This window comes from Embleya sp. L77 (assembly GCF_055557415.1).
Genome location: NZ_CM145709.1, coordinates 1,514,365 through 1,530,064, shown reverse-complemented (window position 1 = coordinate 1,530,064; position 15,700 = coordinate 1,514,365). Strand labels below are relative to the sequence as shown.

The window sequence follows — 15,700 nt, the reverse complement described above, 5'->3', positions numbered from 1 at the left end:
GCATCCACCCCCACCCCGCGTCAGGCCGTACAGACCAGGATCCGGGGATGGAAGAGGCCGTACGAGTCTTGCGGGGGTTGGCATGGCAGCACGACGGAGTGGTAACACGGGAACAGGCGCTGTCCGCCGGAGTATCCGGGCGGATGTGGCGCAGGCTCGTGAACGATGGGAAGGTGCGCGAACTCGCGCGCGGCGTGGGGCTCGTCGATGCCGATCGATGTGCGCTCACCTCGCGCGGACTGTTGCGCGCCGGGCTCGCGGCCTATGGCGAGCGAGCCGTGGCCGTATTGCACAGTGCGGCCCACGTGCACGGGATGCGTGGCGTGCCACGCGCGGAATCTGTGCACATCGCGACGCCCGCTACCGCGTCACGTCGTGGTGGGCCCGGCATCGTGGCCCATCGGCGACGGTTGCGAGCGGACGAGATCGTGATGGTGGACGGCTTCCCGGTGACGACGCCGGTGCGGACGCTCGCCGATCTGCTGCCCAGGCTCCCGTCCGAGGACGGATTGGCGGTCCTCGATTCGGCGCTGCATCTGGGCCTGGTCGAGCCGGCGCAGTTGGAGGCGGTCGAGCGGGCGGCGGCAGGCCGGCCCGGGGCGGGACAGGTGCGGCCGCTGCTGGAGATCGCGGACGCTCGGGCCGAAAGCCCGTTGGAGTCGCGAGTGCGACTCGACTGCGTGCGGGGCGGAGTCGCACCGGACGAGTTGCAGCACGAGGTCGCGCTGCCCGGCGGCGGCCGGGCCCGCGTGGATCTCGCGTGGCTGACCGGGCTGCGGCCGATCTTCGCGGAGGCAGACGGAGCGGACGTGCATTCGCGGCCCGACGCGCTGTTCCGCGACCGGTCCCGGGCCAACGAGCTGGCCCTGGTGGGCGCGCTCGTCCTGCGCTTCACGTGGCACGACACGCTCCGGCGGGGGCGGGTCGCGGGGCTCGTGCGGCGGGCGTTCCAGTCGTGAGCCCCGCGACCGTGTCGGTGCACTCGGAAGCGGTCCGACTACCCGATGACGCGGATCTTCTCCAGCGCCAACAAGCGCTGCTTGCGCGGCAATCCGCCTGCGTAGCCGGTCAACGTGCCGTCGGCGCCGATCACCCGGTGACACGGGATGATGATGCTGATCGGGTTGCGACCGTTGGCGAGTCCGACCGCTCGGGACGCCGTCGGCTGCCCGAGGAACCTGGTGGCCAAAGCCCCGTAGGACATCGTGTGTCCGAACGGAATGGTGGTCAGGGCGGACCAGACCTTGAGCTGGAAGGCCGTGCCGGCCGGCGCCAACGGCAGGTCGAACTCGCGCAGTTCGCCGGCGAAGTAAGCGCTCAACTGCGCCTTCGCCTGAGTGAACGCACCGGGGTCGTGTACCCAATCCACGCCCGGCGTGGCCGCCATGTAGAGGGCGGTGAGCGACTGCCCGTCACCGATCATGAGCAATTCGCCGACCGTGGAATCCAGCGTCGCGTATCGGCGGGGGCCGTCGAGGGGAGCGTTGAACACGGTCGGGGGCACGTTCGGGTCGGGCGTTTCGACGGCCTCGAACAGGGCGTCCTGGTTCATGCGACTTCCTTCTCCGAGACGGTGGATGCTGCGGACAGACTCGCCCACAGGTGGTGCAACGCGTACGAGCGCCACGGGGACCACGACTGCGCGGCCGAGACCGGAAGCCCCCAGCGCGCGAGCGCGTGCTTGACGCCCAGATCGGTCGGCAGGAACACGTCCGGGTCACCGAGTGCCCGCAGTCGAATGTACGACGCCGTCCAGGGTCCGATACCCGGCAGGGCCACAAGGCCCGCCTCCGCCGCCCGACGGTCCACACCCGGGTCGAGGCGGACCGCTCCGGACGCGAGCGCCTCGGTGAGGGCGAAGATCGCCTTCTTGCGTGCCGTGGGCATCGGCAGGTCCGCCGGATCCGCGTCCGCCAACGCGGCCGCGGTCGGGAACGCGTGAGTGAGCCCGCCCTGTGGTGCGGCCAGCGGCTTGCCGTACAGGCGGGTCAGCCGACCCGCGACGGTGCGGGCGCCCGCGACCGACACCTGCTGGCCGAGCACGGCTCGCACGGCGAGTTCGTCGGGGTCCACATGGCCCGGTGAACGCAGGCCGGGCGTGGCGCGCACCAGCGCGCCCAGCCCACCGTCGTCGAGTTCGGCGCTGCCGAGCGCCTCGTCCACGGCGAGCGGATCCGCGTCCAAGTCGAGCAACCGGCGGCAGCGCTGGACGGCGGCGCCCAGGTCGCGCAGGTCGGCGAGGACGAGGCGGCACCACACCCAGGAGGGCCCGGGGGAGAGTTCGACCACGCCCGTGCCGTGCGGGAGCGACAGCACCCGGCGGTAGACGCCGTCCACGTACTCCTCCACGCCCGGCACTGCCCGCAGCCCCAGGAAGTCCAGCGCGTGACCGAGCGCGATCGGCTCCCGGTAGGGCAGCCGCAGCCGGATTTCGCCCGGTTCGACGCTCCGGACGCCCGCCCGCCCGCGCACCTCGGTGGGGGTGCGGCCGAACACCTCACGGACGGTGTCGTTGAACTGCCGCACGCTTGCGAATCCGGCTGCGAACGCGACCTGCGCGATCTGCAGATCGGAAGTCTCCAGCAAAACCCTGGCCGTCTGCGCCCGTCGGGCGCGGGCGAGCGCGAGAGGGCCCGCGCCGACCTCGGCCATCAACAGGCGGTTCAACTGGCGATCGCTGTATCCGAGCCGACCCGCGAGGCCGCCGACGCCTTCGCGATCCACGACCCCGTCCGCGATCAGGCGCATGGCTCGCCCGACCACGTCGGCGCGCACGTCCCACTCCGGCGAGCCCGGCGAGGTGTCCGGGCGGCAGCGCTTGCAAGCCCGGAACCCCGCCGCCTGCGCGGCTGCCGCAGACGGGTAGAACCGCGCGTTCTCCCGCTTCGGCTTGACCGCCGGGCAACTCGGCCGGCAGTAGATGTCGGTGCTCGTGACCGCCATGTAGAACCAGCCGTCGAACCGACTGTCCCGGCTGCTGCACGCTCGGTAGCACTGCTCGTCGTCCATCACGTCGACAAGTGTCACCCGTACCCGCAGGAGTGGCCGGCGGGAATCGGACAGCACCGTGGCGCCGCCTCGGAGTCGCGAGTCGTGCCTACAACCCCCGAATCAGTCCGTTGCGGAAGAGGTCGACGAAGATGGCATGGTCGGCGCGGGCACGGGCTCCGTATGCGTGCGCGAAGTCCACGAGTGAGGTCTTGAAGCCCTCCTCGTCCCGCTCGATGGCCTCCAGGATCGCGTCCTCGGTCGAGAAGGGGACCAGTGTGTGACCGCTTTCCTCGTCCGCGACCGCGTGCATCGTCGCGGTGGCGCGGCCCAGATATTCCACCACCTCGGCGATCGTGTCCACCTCGTTCAGGTCCGACCAGTCCAGGTCGTTCGCGTACGGCGACACCTCGGCGACCAGCTGCCCGACCCCGTCGATGTCGGTGTAACCGAGCCACGGGTCCGCGTGCGCCTGCAAGGCCCGCTGCGAGATGACCGTGCGGTGACCTTCGTGTTCGAAGTAGGAGCGCACCTGCGGATCGGTGACGTGGTGGCTCACCGACGGTGTCTGACCCTGCTTCATGTACAGGATCACGTCGTTCTCCAGCGCCTCCGTGTTGCCCTCGATCAGCAGGTTGTACGAGGGCAGCCCGGCGCTGCCGATGCCGACCCCGCGCCGACCCACGACGTCCTTGATGTCGTAGGTGTCCGGCCGCTGCCGAGTCGCGGGAGGCAGGGTGTCCAGGTATCGCCGGAAGGCCTCCAGCACGGTCGCCTTGACGTCGTCCGACAACTCGAAGGCGCCGCCGGACAGGGCGAAGCGCCGTTCGTGGTCGGCCACGACCGTTTGCGAGCGGAGCAATCCGATGCGGGTTTGCAACCGGGCCTGCCGCAGCACCTCGAGCAGCGGTCCCTGGGTCGTCGCCAGTGTCAGCGCGGCGTCCTGCGGTGTGGTCTTGTCGGTCAGCAGCCGAAGTTGGTCCAGGTAGGCCGCGCCGTAGCCGGTGACGAGGGTTGCGATCGTGTCGTCGCTGAGGGCCTTGCCGTACCCGATCAGTGCCAGGCTTGCCGCGAAGCGCTTGACGTCCCACGTCCAGGGGCCGACGTACGCCTCGTCGAAGTCGTTGACGTTGAACACGAGCTTGCCGTCGGCGTTCATATACGTGCCGAAGTTCTCCGCGTGCAGATCGCCGTGGATCCACACCCGGGAGGTGCGCTCGTCCAGGAAGGGATCTTCGCGGCCGTCGAGGTCGGCGTAGAACAGGCAGGCCGTGCCCCGGTAGAACGCGAAGGCCGAGGACGCCATCTTGCGGAACTTCACCCGGAACGCGGCTGCGTCACCATCGATCAATGCTCCGAAGGCCCGTTCGAAGACCTCCAGGATGTGCCGGGCGCGATCCTCGGGGTCCGCCGGGCCGTACTGCGCGTAGCCGCCCTCGAACCCCACGCCGCCCAGACCGATCCCTATGCCCTCGGCCATTGCGACCGCCTCCCTCGAAGTCTCCGCGGGGCCGGCAGGGCCCCGCGTCAGGATCCCAGACGGGAGGGCCGGCGCGGCATCGAGCCCCCGGAGCGTGAGGGGGGAGTCAGAGGCGCCCGGGGGCTCGACACCCGGCGCCTGCCCGGCCGACGCCCGCTCATGCCCGGCAGTCGTTGTAGATGCTCAGAACCCCGTCCCGCCGCCGGGAACCGACGCGGTGGGGACGTCCGATCGGGCGATCGAGCCGATCCCGGTTGACGGTTGTGCACCCCCCGGAGTCCGTGGCGACGACACGGCTGTCGACGACGGCGGGAGTTCGTACCCCTCTCGGCGAAACGAGGACTGGTAGGTGAAGGTCGGTGGGGTGGTTATCGTCGCCTTGTTGGCGTCCGCGCTCACCCACGCGCGCCAAACCTGGGCGAGGGCGATGGCGCGCAGGCGGTCCATCGACAGGAGCGGCGTATCGCGGGCGATGTCCCCCTTCTCCTCGCGGGAGGCGACCTCGTTGAGCGTGATCACGACACCGTCGCGACGGACGACTCTAACGGACCAGTCCTTGGGCCCCCTTCCCGAAGGACCTGCCTTGCCGTCGGCGCGGTTCTCCGGCGTGTCCGGCGTCGCGGGGTAGACCCAATCCTGGCGCTCCACCACCCGACTGCCGTCCGAGGTCCGGTAGTCCAGGCACTTGGCCGCAGTGCTGCCCTCCGGGTGCGGACACCCCGTGTCGTCGGCCTGCTCCGCGCTTTGCTCCACCGACAGCGAGAGCAGGCTGGGCCCGGCGGCGTCCTCCAGGACCAACGACACCGAGGCACCGACGCTGTGCACGCCCGCGGTCGTCGTGTGGGTGTTGTCCGACCCGGTGATCCCGCTGGGTGGAAGGCCCTGCGGCAACAGTGGCAGAAGCGAATGCAGCAGCAGCGGCGGCAGCACGGGCGTCATCCCGGGCGGGGCGGACAGCGTCGGCCGAGACTTGGGCACCACCGGGGTGGTGGGCGGCGCGGACACCTCTGCCGTCGAGCTCGCCGGCCCCGCCACCCGGCCGGGGGCGCCGTCGGTTCGGTCCGGGACGACGAGCAGGGCTGTTCCCGCCACTGCGAGCACCGCCGCGGTCGACACGCCCATCTGCACGCGCCGTACCCGCTTCATCCGTCTGCCTCGGGCGATACCACCCGAGACCAATCCCGCCGGGGGGACCAGCCCCGACGCCGACGTCCGCATCGCGGCCGCCAGTTCCTTTTCGTCAGACCCCATAGACGTACTGTCTCCTCGCCATCCGTGTGAACACAGGTCGCACTGCTCACCAGCCGTACGGCCGTGCCGGCGGTGTCTCAGTGACGCCTCATGCGGCGGAGAGCCAGCCGGATTCGCTTCCGAGCACGCTCCGCAACTTCTCCAGGGCTCGCATCGATCTGCTCCGCACGGCCCCCTCGGACACGCCCATCTGTCGCGCCGTCTGCTCCACGCTCAGGTCCTCCCAGTAGCGCAGGACCAACACCGCCCGGTCCTTGGGCGGCAGTTCGGCCAGACTCTTCAGGAGCGTCAACCGCAACGCCTGGTCCTCCTCGGGACCGGAGCCCTCCGGCAGGTCGGCGTAGGGCTGCTCGGTGCTGCTCAACCTGCGTCGGTGGGACAGATAGGTGCGTGTCAGCACGGTGCGCGCGTACGCCTCCGGGCTGTCGGCCCGACTCACCCGCTTCCAGGCCCGGTACAACTTGCCCAGCGTCGTCTGCACGAGGTCCTCGGCGAGATGCCAATCGCCACACAGGAGCCACGCCGTCCGGAACAGCCGACCGCTGCACGCGTTGGCGAACTCCAGGAAATCGGCCGGCTCAGCGTCGAAGCCCGCCATAGACCCTCCTCGTCCCTACGCGCCCTCGCGCGTACCCACCCCATAGACGCGGCGGACCCCCCGACACGTCACAACTTCCGGCCGAGAATACGTATCCGCAGCTCATAGGCCATTCGAGGGGTTGACCAAGGGATCCGCGCGTCGGCCCGTAGCCTGGGCCGGGGTCGATCACCATCGATCCCGCACCCCCGCGATCCGGAACCCGGCACGGGACACGAACAAGCCAGGGGAGTCGACGTGACGTCGGTGGACAACGATGTGGACCGTTTCAGCGCGAAGACCCGCGACTGGGTGGACGAGGCCATCCGCAAGGTGAGTGCCGACGCCAACCGTTCCGCCGACACCCACCTGCTCGCCTACCCGCTGCCCGCGGAGTGGGGTATCGACCTCTACCTCAAGGACGAGTCCACCCATCCCACCGGCTCGCTCAAACACCGCCTGGCACGTTCGCTCTTCCTGTACGCCCTGTGCAACGGGTGGATCGAGGAGGGCACCACCGTGATCGAGGCGTCCTCGGGTTCGACGGCCGTCTCGGAGGCGTACTTCGCCAACCAGATCGGCCTGCCGTTCGTCGCGGTCATGCCCGCCACCACCAGCCCTGAGAAGATCGAGCTGATCGAGTTCCACGGCGGTCGATGTCACCTGGTCCAGGACGCCGCCACGGTGTACGAGGTCTCGCGCGCGCTCGCGACGGAGACGGGCGGGCACTTCATGGACCAGTTCACCTATGCCGAGCGCGCCACCGACTGGCGGGGCAACAACAACATCGCCGAGTCGGTGTTCGAGCAGATGTCGCAGGAGCGGCATCCGATCCCCGAGTGGATCGTGGTCGGCGCCGGTACCGGTGGCACGAGCGCGACCATGGGCCGCTACGTCCGCTACCGCCGACACCATTCCAAGATCTGCGTCGTGGACCCGGAGAACTCGGCCTTCTTCGAAGGATGGCGCACTCACGACCCGGCGTATGCCGAGGCGTGCTCGTCGCGGATCGAGGGCATCGGTCGACCCCGGGTCGAGGCCAGTTTCATGCCAAATATCGTCGACCGGATGATCAAGGTCCCCGACGCCGCGTCGGTGGCGGCGATGCGCGACCTGCACCGGCGTACAGGGCACAAGGCCGGCGGCTCGACCGGCACCAACCTGTGGGGCGCCCTGCGCTTGGTGGCCGAGATGCGCGCCGCGGGCCGGACCGGCTCGGTGGTGACGCTGCTGTGCGACGGCGGGGAGCGCTACGCGCATTCGTACTACTCCGACGAGTGGCTCGCGGGGCAGAACCTGGACCTGGGCGCGTACGAAGACACGTTGCGACACTTCCACGCGACGAGCGAATGGCACTGATCGAGCAGCCTTAGGCTGGGTGCCGCAGGTCAACGAGGAGGAGCACAGGATGAGTGGGGCGGGAAACGTCGTCTTCGACAAGCGCGAGCAACTGGAGAAGATCCAGAGCGGGCTGCTGCCGGGCGAGCAGATCATCGCGGTCTACGACGCGAAGGGCGTCGGCACCGGCTTCATCGGTCTGACCGACCGGCGCGCGATCATCCAGGACAACAGTTTCGTCGGTAAGAAGATCGCGATCACCTCCTTGCCCTATTCGAAGATCAGCAGCGTGAGCATGGTCTCCAACAAGAGCTTCACCGGCTCCTACCTGAGCTCCAGCGAAATAGCGATCCACGTCGGCACGCAGACCTACAGCGTGGAATTTCGCAGTGACGACAAGGGCCGCCACGTCCATGACGTGATTCTGCACTACATCATGCGCTGAGCAGGTGGGTCGCAGACCGCGCAAGGCTCGCCGGCAACTCGGGTGTTTCGAGCGTGGCTTCGGCCCTTCCGTGCTCAGCGAGTGGCCGGGGTTTGTCCGCGCAGCGGCAGTCCCGCCGCGCGGTAGATCGCGTCCATCACGCGCAGCGTCGGCACCGCGTCGACCGCGGGCGTCAGCGTCGGCACGCCGAGGCGGATCGCGTCGGCGAACGCCTGCAGCTGCAGGCGGTACGTCGGCGTTCTCGCCGCCTCGCCCAGGTGTTCGCGCCGCTTGAGCTTGCCCGTGTGCACGGTGAATCGATGGGGCAGGTGCGGCATCAGATAGTTCATCACCCGCATTTCGCCACGGGTGCCCACGACGTGGGCGTGCATGTCCAGCACGCGTCGGGACAACATCGACGCGTGTACGGTGCCCGTCGCGCCGCCCGGCAGTCGCAGGCGGGCCGACATCGCGCGGTCCACCCGCCGGTCCTTGCGGATCGTCAGGGCGTGCGCGTCCAAGACCTCGATCGGGTCGGCCTTGTCGTCGCCCGCGAGCAGCCGCATCAGGTGTACGGCGTAGCAGCCGCCGTCCATCAGCGCCCCGCCCGCGAGGTCGTAGCGGTAGCGGATGTCGCCGAGCAGTGGCAACGGGAAGCACATCGACGTGGTGATGCGGCGGATATCGCCCAACTCGCCGTCGTCCAGGATCTCGCGCATGCGGCTCGCGAGCGGGTGATATCGGTAGTGGAATGCCTCCATCGCGATCAGGCCCGCCCGTGCCGCGGCGTCCGCGATCTGCTGCGCCTGTGCCTCGTTGGCCGCCATCGGTTTCTCGCACAACACGTGCTTGCCGGCTTCCAGCGCCCGGATCGTCCAGTGCGCGTGCAGCCCGTTGGGCAGCGGGATGTACACCGCGTCCAGCTCCGGGTCCTCGATCAGGGCGGCGTAGTCCGCGTGCACGCGCGGGATGCCCTGGCGCCGGGCGAAGGCGTCCGCCCGCACCGCGTCGCGGGCGGCGATCGCGGCGACCTGCACCTCGGGAATCAGTCGCGCGGGCTTGACCAGCGCGGCCGGTGCGATGCGAGCCGCGCCCAATACGCCGATCCGGATCCGCTTCATGGCGTCATCCCCCTCGTCGCCATCCCACCCGACGCGCTCGTGTGCCGAACGCCTGCCCCGGACCACTCTCCGGACCCACTCGGTGGGTCGTACCGGACTCGCTTTCCCGCATGTTAGGGGCGCACGCGCGCGTGTGGGGGAGATCGCCCCGAGGAATCAGCGACCGACGGGTCGGCCCGTGTGTGGCGGGTACCCGCACGGACGAGGCGGGGCCTAGACTAGACTTGTCTTGACATCAAGATATCTGCGGGGCGCAGACCCCGGCATCCCTGGTTAGGGTCACCTTGCTTGGCGAACGTCGAGTGGGTGTCGGCAGGATGCGGGAGAAACGCACAAGATCAAGGGAGACCGTCGTGTCCGCGAACAGCTTCGACGCTCGCTCCACCCTGAACGTGGGTGACGAGTCGTACGAAATCTTCCGGCTGGACAAGGTGGAGGGCAGCAAGCGCCTTCCCTACAGCCTGAAGGTCCTGCTGGAGAACCTGCTCCGCACGGAGGACGGCGCGAACATCACCGCCGATCACATCCGTGCCCTGGGCGGCTGGGACGCGAAGGCCGAGCCGAGCGAAGAGATCCAGTTCACGCCGGCGCGCGTGATCATGCAGGACTTCACCGGCGTGCCGTGTGTCGTGGACCTCGCCACGATGCGCGAGGCCGTGAAGGCCCTCGGCGGCGACGCCTCCCGGATCAACCCGCTCGCGCCCGCCGAGATGGTCATCGACCACTCGGTCATCGCCGACGTGTTCAACCGTCCGGACGCGTTCGAGATCAACACCGACATCGAATACGGCCGCAACAAGGAGCGCTACCAGTTCCTTCGCTGGGGCCAGACCGCGTTCGACGAGTTCAAGGTCGTACCGCCCGGCACCGGCATCGTGCACCAGGTCAACATCGAGCACCTGGCTCGCACCGTCATGGTGCGCAACGGGCAGGCATACCCCGACACCTGTGTCGGCACCGACTCGCACACCACGATGGTCAACGGCCTGGGTGTGCTCGGCTGGGGCGTCGGCGGCATCGAGGCCGAGGCCGCGATGCTCGGCCAGCCGGTCAGCATGCTGATCCCGCGTGTGGTCGGCTTCAAGCTCTCCGGCAAGGCGCAGCCGGGCGTCACCGCCACCGACGTCGTGCTGACCATCACCGACATGCTGCGCAAGCACGGTGTGGTGGGCAAGTTCGTCGAGTTCTACGGCGAGGGCGTCGGCGCGGTGCCGCTGGCCAACCGCGCCACCATCGGCAACATGTCGCCGGAGTTCGGCTCGACCTGCGCGATCTTCCCGATCGACGCCGAGACGATCACCTACCTGCGACTGACCGGCCGCGACGACAAGCAGCTCGCGCTGGTGGAGGCGTACGCCAAAGCCCAGGGCCTGTGGCACGACCCGAGCCACGAGCCGGAGTACTCGGAGTACATCGAACTCGACCTTTCCACCGTGGTGCCCTCGATCTCCGGTCCCAAGCGCCCGCAGGACCGGGTCGTGCTGGCCGAGGCCAAGTCCCGCTTCCGCAGCGCGCTGGCGGACTACGTCACCAACGGCGACGAGTCCGGCAAGGAGTCCTTCCCGGCTTCGGACGCACCGACCGGCTCGAACGGTCGCGTGCACAACCCGACCAAGGTGGTCGGCGACGACGGCGTGGAGTACGAGATCGACCACGGCGCGGTCGTGATCGCCTCGATCACCTCGTGCACCAACACCTCGAACCCCTCGGTTATGCTCGGCGCCGCGCTGCTCGCGAAGAAGGCCGTCGAGAAGGGCCTCACCCGCAAGCCGTGGGTCAAGACCACGCTCGCGCCCGGGTCCAAGGTCGTCATGGACTACTACGAGAAGGCCGGTCTGATCCCGTACCTGGACAAGGTCGGTTTCGCCTTGGTCGGCTACGGCTGCGTGACCTGCATCGGCAACTCCGGCCCGCTGCCGGAGGAGGTCTCCAAGGCGGTCAACGACGCCGACCTCGCGGTCGTCTCGGTGCTCTCGGGCAACCGCAACTTCGAGGGCCGGATCAACCCCGACGTCAAGATGAACTACCTGGCCTCGCCGCCGCTGGTGATCGCGTACGCGCTCGCGGGATCGATGGACATCGACATCACCACCGAGCCGCTGGGTCTGGACCCCGAGGGCAAGCCGGTCTACCTCGCCGACATCTGGCCGAGCGACGAGGAGATCGCCGAGGTGGTGGCCTCCTCGATCGACCAGGACATGTTCATCGACCGCTACGCCGACGTCTTCGCGGGCGACTCGCGCTGGCAGTCGCTGGAGATCCCGACGGGCGCAACGTTCGAGTGGGACCCGCAGTCGACCTACGTGCGCAAGCCTCCGTACTTCGAGGGCATGCAGATGCAGCCGGCCCCGGTCGTGGACATCTCGGGCGCCCGCGTGCTCGCCAAGCTCGGCGACTCGGTCACCACCGACCACATCTCGCCGGCGGGCTCGATCAAGGGCGACAGCCCGGCGGGTAAGTACCTGGCCGAGAACGGTGTCGAGCGCAAGGACTTCAACTCGTACGGCTCGCGCCGGGGCAACCACGAGGTGATGATCCGCGGCACGTTCGCGAACATCCGCCTGCGCAACCAGATCGCGCCGGGTACCGAGGGCGGCTTCACGCGTGACTTCACGCAGGCCGACGCCCCGGTGTCGACGATCTACGACGCGTCGGTGAACTACCAGGCCGCCGGTATCCCGCTGGTGGTGCTGGCGGGCAAGGAGTACGGCTCGGGCTCGTCGCGCGACTGGGCGGCCAAGGGCACCTCGCTGCTGGGTGTGCGTGCGGTGATCGCCGAGTCCTACGAGCGCATCCACCGCTCGAACCTGATCGGCATGGGCGTCATCCCGCTGCAGTTCCCGGCCGGCCACAGCGCCACCACGCTGGGCCTCACCGGCGAGGAGACCTTCGCGTTCGAGGGCATCACCGCGCTGAACGAGGGTCGCACCCCCAAGACTGTCAAGGTCACCACGGACACCGGCGTCGAGTTCGACGCGGTCGTGCGCATCGACACCCCCGGCGAGGCGGACTACTACCGCAACGGCGGCATCATGCAGTACGTGCTGCGTTCGCTGGTGAACAAGGGCTGACCGCCGCACCGCGACGGTAGCGCGTCGTACGGCATCGACACACCGGGTCGGGCTCCTTCGGGGTCCGGCCCGGTGCCGTTCGGTGCACCGTCACGGGTTCGATCGGCGACCCGGGCGGCCGTGGGCAGGGTGCGTGCGCCTGCGAGCGGGACCGTCTTCGCCTGCGGGCGCACCGGAGATGCCGGCATTGGTGCGGCCGGTTGGTTTCCCAACCGGCCGCAGCGTCAGTTTGGCGCTCGGCCCATGCGGGCGACAGGGCTAGGGCGCCGGTTCACCCAAAAGGGGGAATGCGCGGATCGCGCCGACCACCTCGCCGGCGCCGTACACGGGCGCCTGGGCGAACGGGGCGAGGCTCTGTTCGTCCGCGCCCATGCGCCACAGCAGCGCCGCCATGGCGACGATGTGGGCCCGCGTCGCCCCGTCCGCGATCTTGACCGCGGCGCCCCGCCCGTCCGGCAGGCCCACCGCGTACACCGCCTCGGCGCCGTCCTTGGCGAGCAGTCCCGGGATCGCCCGCATCAGCCCCGTCACGTCGCGACCGGTGCCCGCGACCCACTCCGGGTGGGCCCGCATCGCATCCGCGATCCGCCGCTCGGGGGTGCCCTCGGCGGCGCTCGCGAAGCGGCCGTACGACCGGGCCAGGCCCGCGAGCGAGATGGCGAACAGCGGCGCCCCGCACCCGTCCACGCCGACCGCCGCGACCGGTTCGCCGGCGACGTCCTCGACCGCTCGGCGGACGGCCTGCTGCAACGGGTGCCCCAGCTCCAGGTAGTCCTCGGTCGACCAGCCGTTGTGCACGCAGGTGAGCAGCATCGCGGCGTGCTTGCCCGAGCAGTTCATCGCGATCCGCTCGGGCCCCTTGCCGGCCGCCAGCCACGCATCGCGCTGCGCGGTGCCCAGCGGCAGGTCCGGTACGCAGCGCAGCGCGCTCTCCGGCAACCTCGCGCGGGACAGGATTTGCCGGGTCCCCTCCAGGTGGAATGTCTCGCCGGAGTGGCTGGCGCAGGCGAGTGCGAGCAGTTCGCCGTTCAGGTCCAGCCCGCTGCGCACCATCGCCAGGCCCTGGAACGGCTTGTTGGCCGAGCGCGGGAACATCGGCGCGTCCACGGCCCCGTGTCCTTCGACCACCGAGCCGTCGGTGCCGGTGAGCACGGCCGTGCCGTGGTGGATCGATTCCAGGAAGCCGTTCCGCCACACGCCGACCAGCGGTATGTGAGCGAACGCGGCCTCGTCACCGGCGCGGTCGGCCTGGATCACGGGTCCTCCTGAGGTCGTACGAGAGTCGAACGAGGTCGGGCGCAGGGGTGGAGCAAGGGTGGGGCGGGCGCAGGCGTGACGACGCGAGAGTCGAACGCGGGTGCGGATGCCCCCCTCCATGATCCACGTGTGCATTCTCGGTCTGCCACCGCGCATAATCGAACATATGTACGGCAATGGCGATCGCGACACCCCGGCCTGGGAGCAGCCGGGTCGCTTCGCCCATGCCAAAACCGGGGACGGGGCCGAATCCAAGCCCCGAGGCAGGGACGGGATCGCGCCGACGGGATGGCCGAGAGGCGTTCGGCCGCCCGGTGTGGCGGGTTGGGAGGACACGGCCGTCGCCTGGCTGTTCGACCTGTGCCCGCCGGGTTATCGAAGCCACGACGTCCTGCGCAAACACCCGTTGATCCTGGCCCGGATGGCCCGCCAGCACGTGGCCGCCGCGCTCGCCGCGGCCCGACACGGCTACGGCACGGCGCGCGTCGAGCTTGCCGAGCGGGTGCCTGTGCAGGCTGTGGAGGCGGCGCTGCGCATGTACGAGTACGAGGGCTCGCGCGCGGCGGCCACCGAGCGTGCGGTTCGGCTGGTCGAGGAGGCTCTCGCGGGCGAGCGCTGGGAGCCCCGACTGTGACGTGCGCGACGTTGTGGGCAGCTCCGACCCCTGCTCGGTTCCTGCCCCGACGGCGACGGTGACGCGGCGGCCGGGGCGAAAGGGGTGTTTGTAACGTTCCATGCGCGCACCGGCGATGCGGGAGTGAATAGAGGCCCGATCGTGACGCCTGCGTTCAGGTTTGACTCTTCTGCCCGAACGGAGGGGGCAATAGAGTTCAGGACTTGCACACAAGAAGTACGTCAGTTGCACCGGGGCGAGGGGATCGCAGATGTCCGACGGCATGACGGGGTCCCGCTTTCCGCAGGCCCAGTCGCCGGGGTCGCATTCGTCCGGGTCCCAGTCCTCGCTGCACCGGGCCAACCTCGATCGGGTCCTGCACGCGGTTCGCATGGCGGGTGCGCTCACCCAGGCGGAGATCGCCAGGAGCACCGGGCTGTCCGCCGCGACGGTGTCGAACATCGTACGGGAGTTGAAGGTCCTCGACATGGTCGAGGTGACCCCCACCTCCTCCGGCGGCAGGCGGGCCCGCAACGTCTCGCTCAGCCGCGCCTCGGGTGTGGTCGTCGGCATCGACTTCGGCCATCGCCACCTGCGCGTGGCCATCGGTGACTTCGCCCACCGGGTGCTCGCCGAGGAGCACGTCCCGATCGACGTCGACTCCTGCGCCGACGAGGGCTTCGCGCTCGCGGATCGACTGCTGGGCGTGCTGCTGGAGCGCGCCGGCGCGGTCCGCGGCGAGGTCACCGGGGTCGGGCTCGGGGTGCCCGGCCCGATCGACATCGACACCGGCGCGCTCGGCTCGACCACGATCCTGCCGGGCTGGGTGGGCTGTCACCCGCGCGAGGCGATGCAGGCCCGGCTGGGCCTGCCGGTCCTGGTGGACAACGACGCCAACCTCGGCGCGCTGGGCGAACTCGTCTGGGGCGCGGGCGTGGGTTGCACCGAGATGGCCTACCTCAAGGTGTCCGGCGGCGTCGGCGCGGGCCTGGTGATCGGCGGCCGGTTGTACCGGGGTCCGGGCGGCACCGCAGGCGAGATCGGTCACATAACGCTGGACGAGTCCGGGCCGGTGTGCAGGTGCGGCAACCGGGGCTGCCTGGAGACCTTCACCAACGCCTCCTACCTGCTCGACCTGCTGCGCGGCAGCCACGGCACCGACCTGACCATCCAGCGGATGATCGAACTCGCCAAGGCCGGCGACGCGGGCTGCCGGCGGGTGGTCGCGGACGCCGGCAGGCACGTGGGCGTGGGCGTGGCGAGCCTGACGAACCTGCTCAATCCGCAACGGATCATCCTCGGCGGCGATCTCGCGGGCGCCGGCGACCTGTTGATCGCGCCGATCGTCGAGTCGGTCGGGCGGTACGCCATTCCCAGCGCGTCACGCCGGTTGACCGTGGTCACCGGGTCGCTCGGCGAGCGTGCCGAGGTGCTCGGTGCGATGGCGATGGTGATGAGCGAGATGACCCCCTTCGCCGTCGAACGCACGCCCCAGGTGCTGGTCGCGGGCGCCTCGACGTGAGTCGGCGCGCGCGGATGGCGCATCGGTGTACCCCGATGCGAACCATCCGCCCGCATCG

Annotated in this window: 13 protein-coding genes; 6 read left to right on the top strand and 7 right to left on the bottom strand. The window is 69.7% G+C overall.

The window, feature by feature from the left end:
• The first annotated feature begins 158 nt into the window (after positions 1 to 158).
• The gene (locus ACZOOI_RS06165; RefSeq protein WP_465279800.1) at positions 159 to 959 is read left to right on the top strand and encodes a hypothetical protein; all 801 of its coding nucleotides are present in this window, start codon (positions 159 to 161) and stop codon (positions 957 to 959) included.
• Between the two features lie 38 nt (positions 960 to 997).
• Here the strand turns inward: ACZOOI_RS06165 and ACZOOI_RS06160 are convergent, their stop codons facing one another.
• The 5 genes from ACZOOI_RS06160 to ACZOOI_RS06140 all read right to left on the bottom strand — a co-directional run bounded on the left by ACZOOI_RS06160 (position 998) and on the right by ACZOOI_RS06140 (position 6,317).
• Entirely contained in the window at positions 998 to 1,552 is a 555-nt protein-coding gene (locus ACZOOI_RS06160) for a methylated-DNA--[protein]-cysteine S-methyltransferase (protein WP_465279799.1), read from the bottom strand.
• Positions 1,549 to 3,009 carry an AlkA N-terminal domain-containing protein gene (locus tag ACZOOI_RS06155; protein ID WP_465281126.1) on the bottom strand — a complete coding sequence of 487 codons (1,461 nt, stop codon included), beginning with the start codon at positions 3,007 to 3,009 and terminating at the stop codon, positions 1,549 to 1,551. The genes ACZOOI_RS06160 and ACZOOI_RS06155 overlap by 4 nt, the downstream gene beginning before the upstream one ends.
• A gap of 88 nt (positions 3,010 to 3,097) precedes the next feature.
• Positions 3,098 to 4,468 (bottom strand): DUF2252 domain-containing protein, encoded by a 1,371-nt coding sequence (locus tag ACZOOI_RS06150; protein WP_465279798.1) that lies wholly within the window; start codon positions 4,466 to 4,468, stop codon positions 3,098 to 3,100.
• Positions 4,469 to 4,651: 183 nt separating this feature from the next.
• Positions 4,652 to 5,719 carry a hypothetical protein gene (locus tag ACZOOI_RS06145; RefSeq protein ID WP_465279797.1) on the bottom strand — a complete coding sequence of 356 codons (1,068 nt, stop codon included), beginning with the start codon at positions 5,717 to 5,719 and terminating at the stop codon, positions 4,652 to 4,654.
• Between the two features lie 88 nt (positions 5,720 to 5,807).
• Positions 5,808 to 6,317: a SigE family RNA polymerase sigma factor gene (locus ACZOOI_RS06140; RefSeq protein WP_391581751.1), complete on the bottom strand. Its 510-nt coding sequence runs from the start codon at positions 6,315 to 6,317 to the stop codon at positions 5,808 to 5,810.
• Between the two features lie 237 nt (positions 6,318 to 6,554).
• Here ACZOOI_RS06140 and cds1 point away from each other — a divergent pair, with 237 nt between their 5' ends.
• Together cds1 and ACZOOI_RS06130 are read left to right on the top strand one after the other, a co-directional pair.
• Positions 6,555 to 7,655, top strand: coding sequence for an L-cysteine desulfhydrase Cds1 (gene cds1 / locus ACZOOI_RS06135; protein ID WP_396008446.1), 1,101 nt, complete (start codon positions 6,555 to 6,557; stop codon positions 7,653 to 7,655).
• Between the two features lie 19 nt (positions 7,656 to 7,674).
• Positions 7,675 to 8,079, top strand: a complete 405-nt coding sequence (locus tag ACZOOI_RS06130; RefSeq protein ID WP_465279796.1) for a PH domain-containing protein — start codon at positions 7,675 to 7,677, stop codon at positions 8,077 to 8,079.
• Positions 8,080 to 8,153: 74 nt separating this feature from the next.
• Here ACZOOI_RS06130 and ACZOOI_RS06125 read toward each other — a convergent pair whose 3' ends face one another.
• Positions 8,154 to 9,179, bottom strand: coding sequence for a Gfo/Idh/MocA family protein (locus ACZOOI_RS06125; protein WP_465279795.1), 1,026 nt, complete (start codon positions 9,177 to 9,179; stop codon positions 8,154 to 8,156).
• A 353-nt stretch (positions 9,180 to 9,532) separates the two neighbouring features.
• On the opposite strand from ACZOOI_RS06125, the gene acnA reads away from it, so the two are divergent.
• Positions 9,533 to 12,250 (top strand): aconitate hydratase AcnA, encoded by a 2,718-nt coding sequence (acnA, locus tag ACZOOI_RS06120; RefSeq protein WP_465279794.1) that lies wholly within the window; start codon positions 9,533 to 9,535, stop codon positions 12,248 to 12,250.
• A 258-nt stretch (positions 12,251 to 12,508) separates the two neighbouring features.
• On the opposite strand, the gene ACZOOI_RS06115 is transcribed toward acnA, so the two are convergent.
• The gene (locus tag ACZOOI_RS06115) at positions 12,509 to 13,507 is read right to left on the bottom strand and encodes an asparaginase (protein WP_465279793.1); all 999 of its coding nucleotides are present in this window, start codon (positions 13,505 to 13,507) and stop codon (positions 12,509 to 12,511) included.
• Positions 13,508 to 13,673: 166 nt separating this feature from the next.
• Here ACZOOI_RS06115 and ACZOOI_RS06110 point away from each other — a divergent pair, with 166 nt between their 5' ends.
• Positions 13,674 to 14,141, top strand: a complete 468-nt coding sequence (locus ACZOOI_RS06110; RefSeq protein WP_465279792.1) for a hypothetical protein — start codon at positions 13,674 to 13,676, stop codon at positions 14,139 to 14,141.
• Between the two features lie 262 nt (positions 14,142 to 14,403).
• On the top strand, positions 14,404 to 15,642 hold the full coding sequence (locus ACZOOI_RS06105) for an ROK family transcriptional regulator (RefSeq protein ID WP_465281125.1): 1,239 nt from the start codon (positions 14,404 to 14,406) through the stop codon (positions 15,640 to 15,642).
• Positions 15,643 to 15,700: the final 58 nt, after the last annotated feature.

Coding starts and splice junctions, on each gene's coding strand:
- ACZOOI_RS06160 (WP_465279799.1), bottom strand. CDS start 1,552: ATGAACCAGGACGCCCTGTTCGAGGCCGTCGAAACGCCCGACCCGAAC.
- ACZOOI_RS06155 (WP_465281126.1), bottom strand. CDS start 3,009: ATGGACGACGAGCAGTGCTACCGAGCGTGCAGCAGCCGGGACAGTCGG.
- ACZOOI_RS06150 (WP_465279798.1), bottom strand. CDS start 4,468: ATGGCCGAGGGCATAGGGATCGGTCTGGGCGGCGTGGGGTTCGAGGGC.
- ACZOOI_RS06145 (WP_465279797.1), bottom strand. CDS start 5,719: ATGGGGTCTGACGAAAAGGAACTGGCGGCCGCGATGCGGACGTCGGCG.
- ACZOOI_RS06140 (WP_391581751.1), bottom strand. CDS start 6,317: ATGGCGGGCTTCGACGCTGAGCCGGCCGATTTCCTGGAGTTCGCCAAC.
- ACZOOI_RS06125 (WP_465279795.1), bottom strand. CDS start 9,179: ATGAAGCGGATCCGGATCGGCGTATTGGGCGCGGCTCGCATCGCACCG.
- ACZOOI_RS06110 (WP_465279792.1), top strand. CDS start 13,674: ATGTACGGCAATGGCGATCGCGACACCCCGGCCTGGGAGCAGCCGGGT.
- ACZOOI_RS06105 (WP_465281125.1), top strand. CDS start 14,404: ATGACGGGGTCCCGCTTTCCGCAGGCCCAGTCGCCGGGGTCGCATTCG.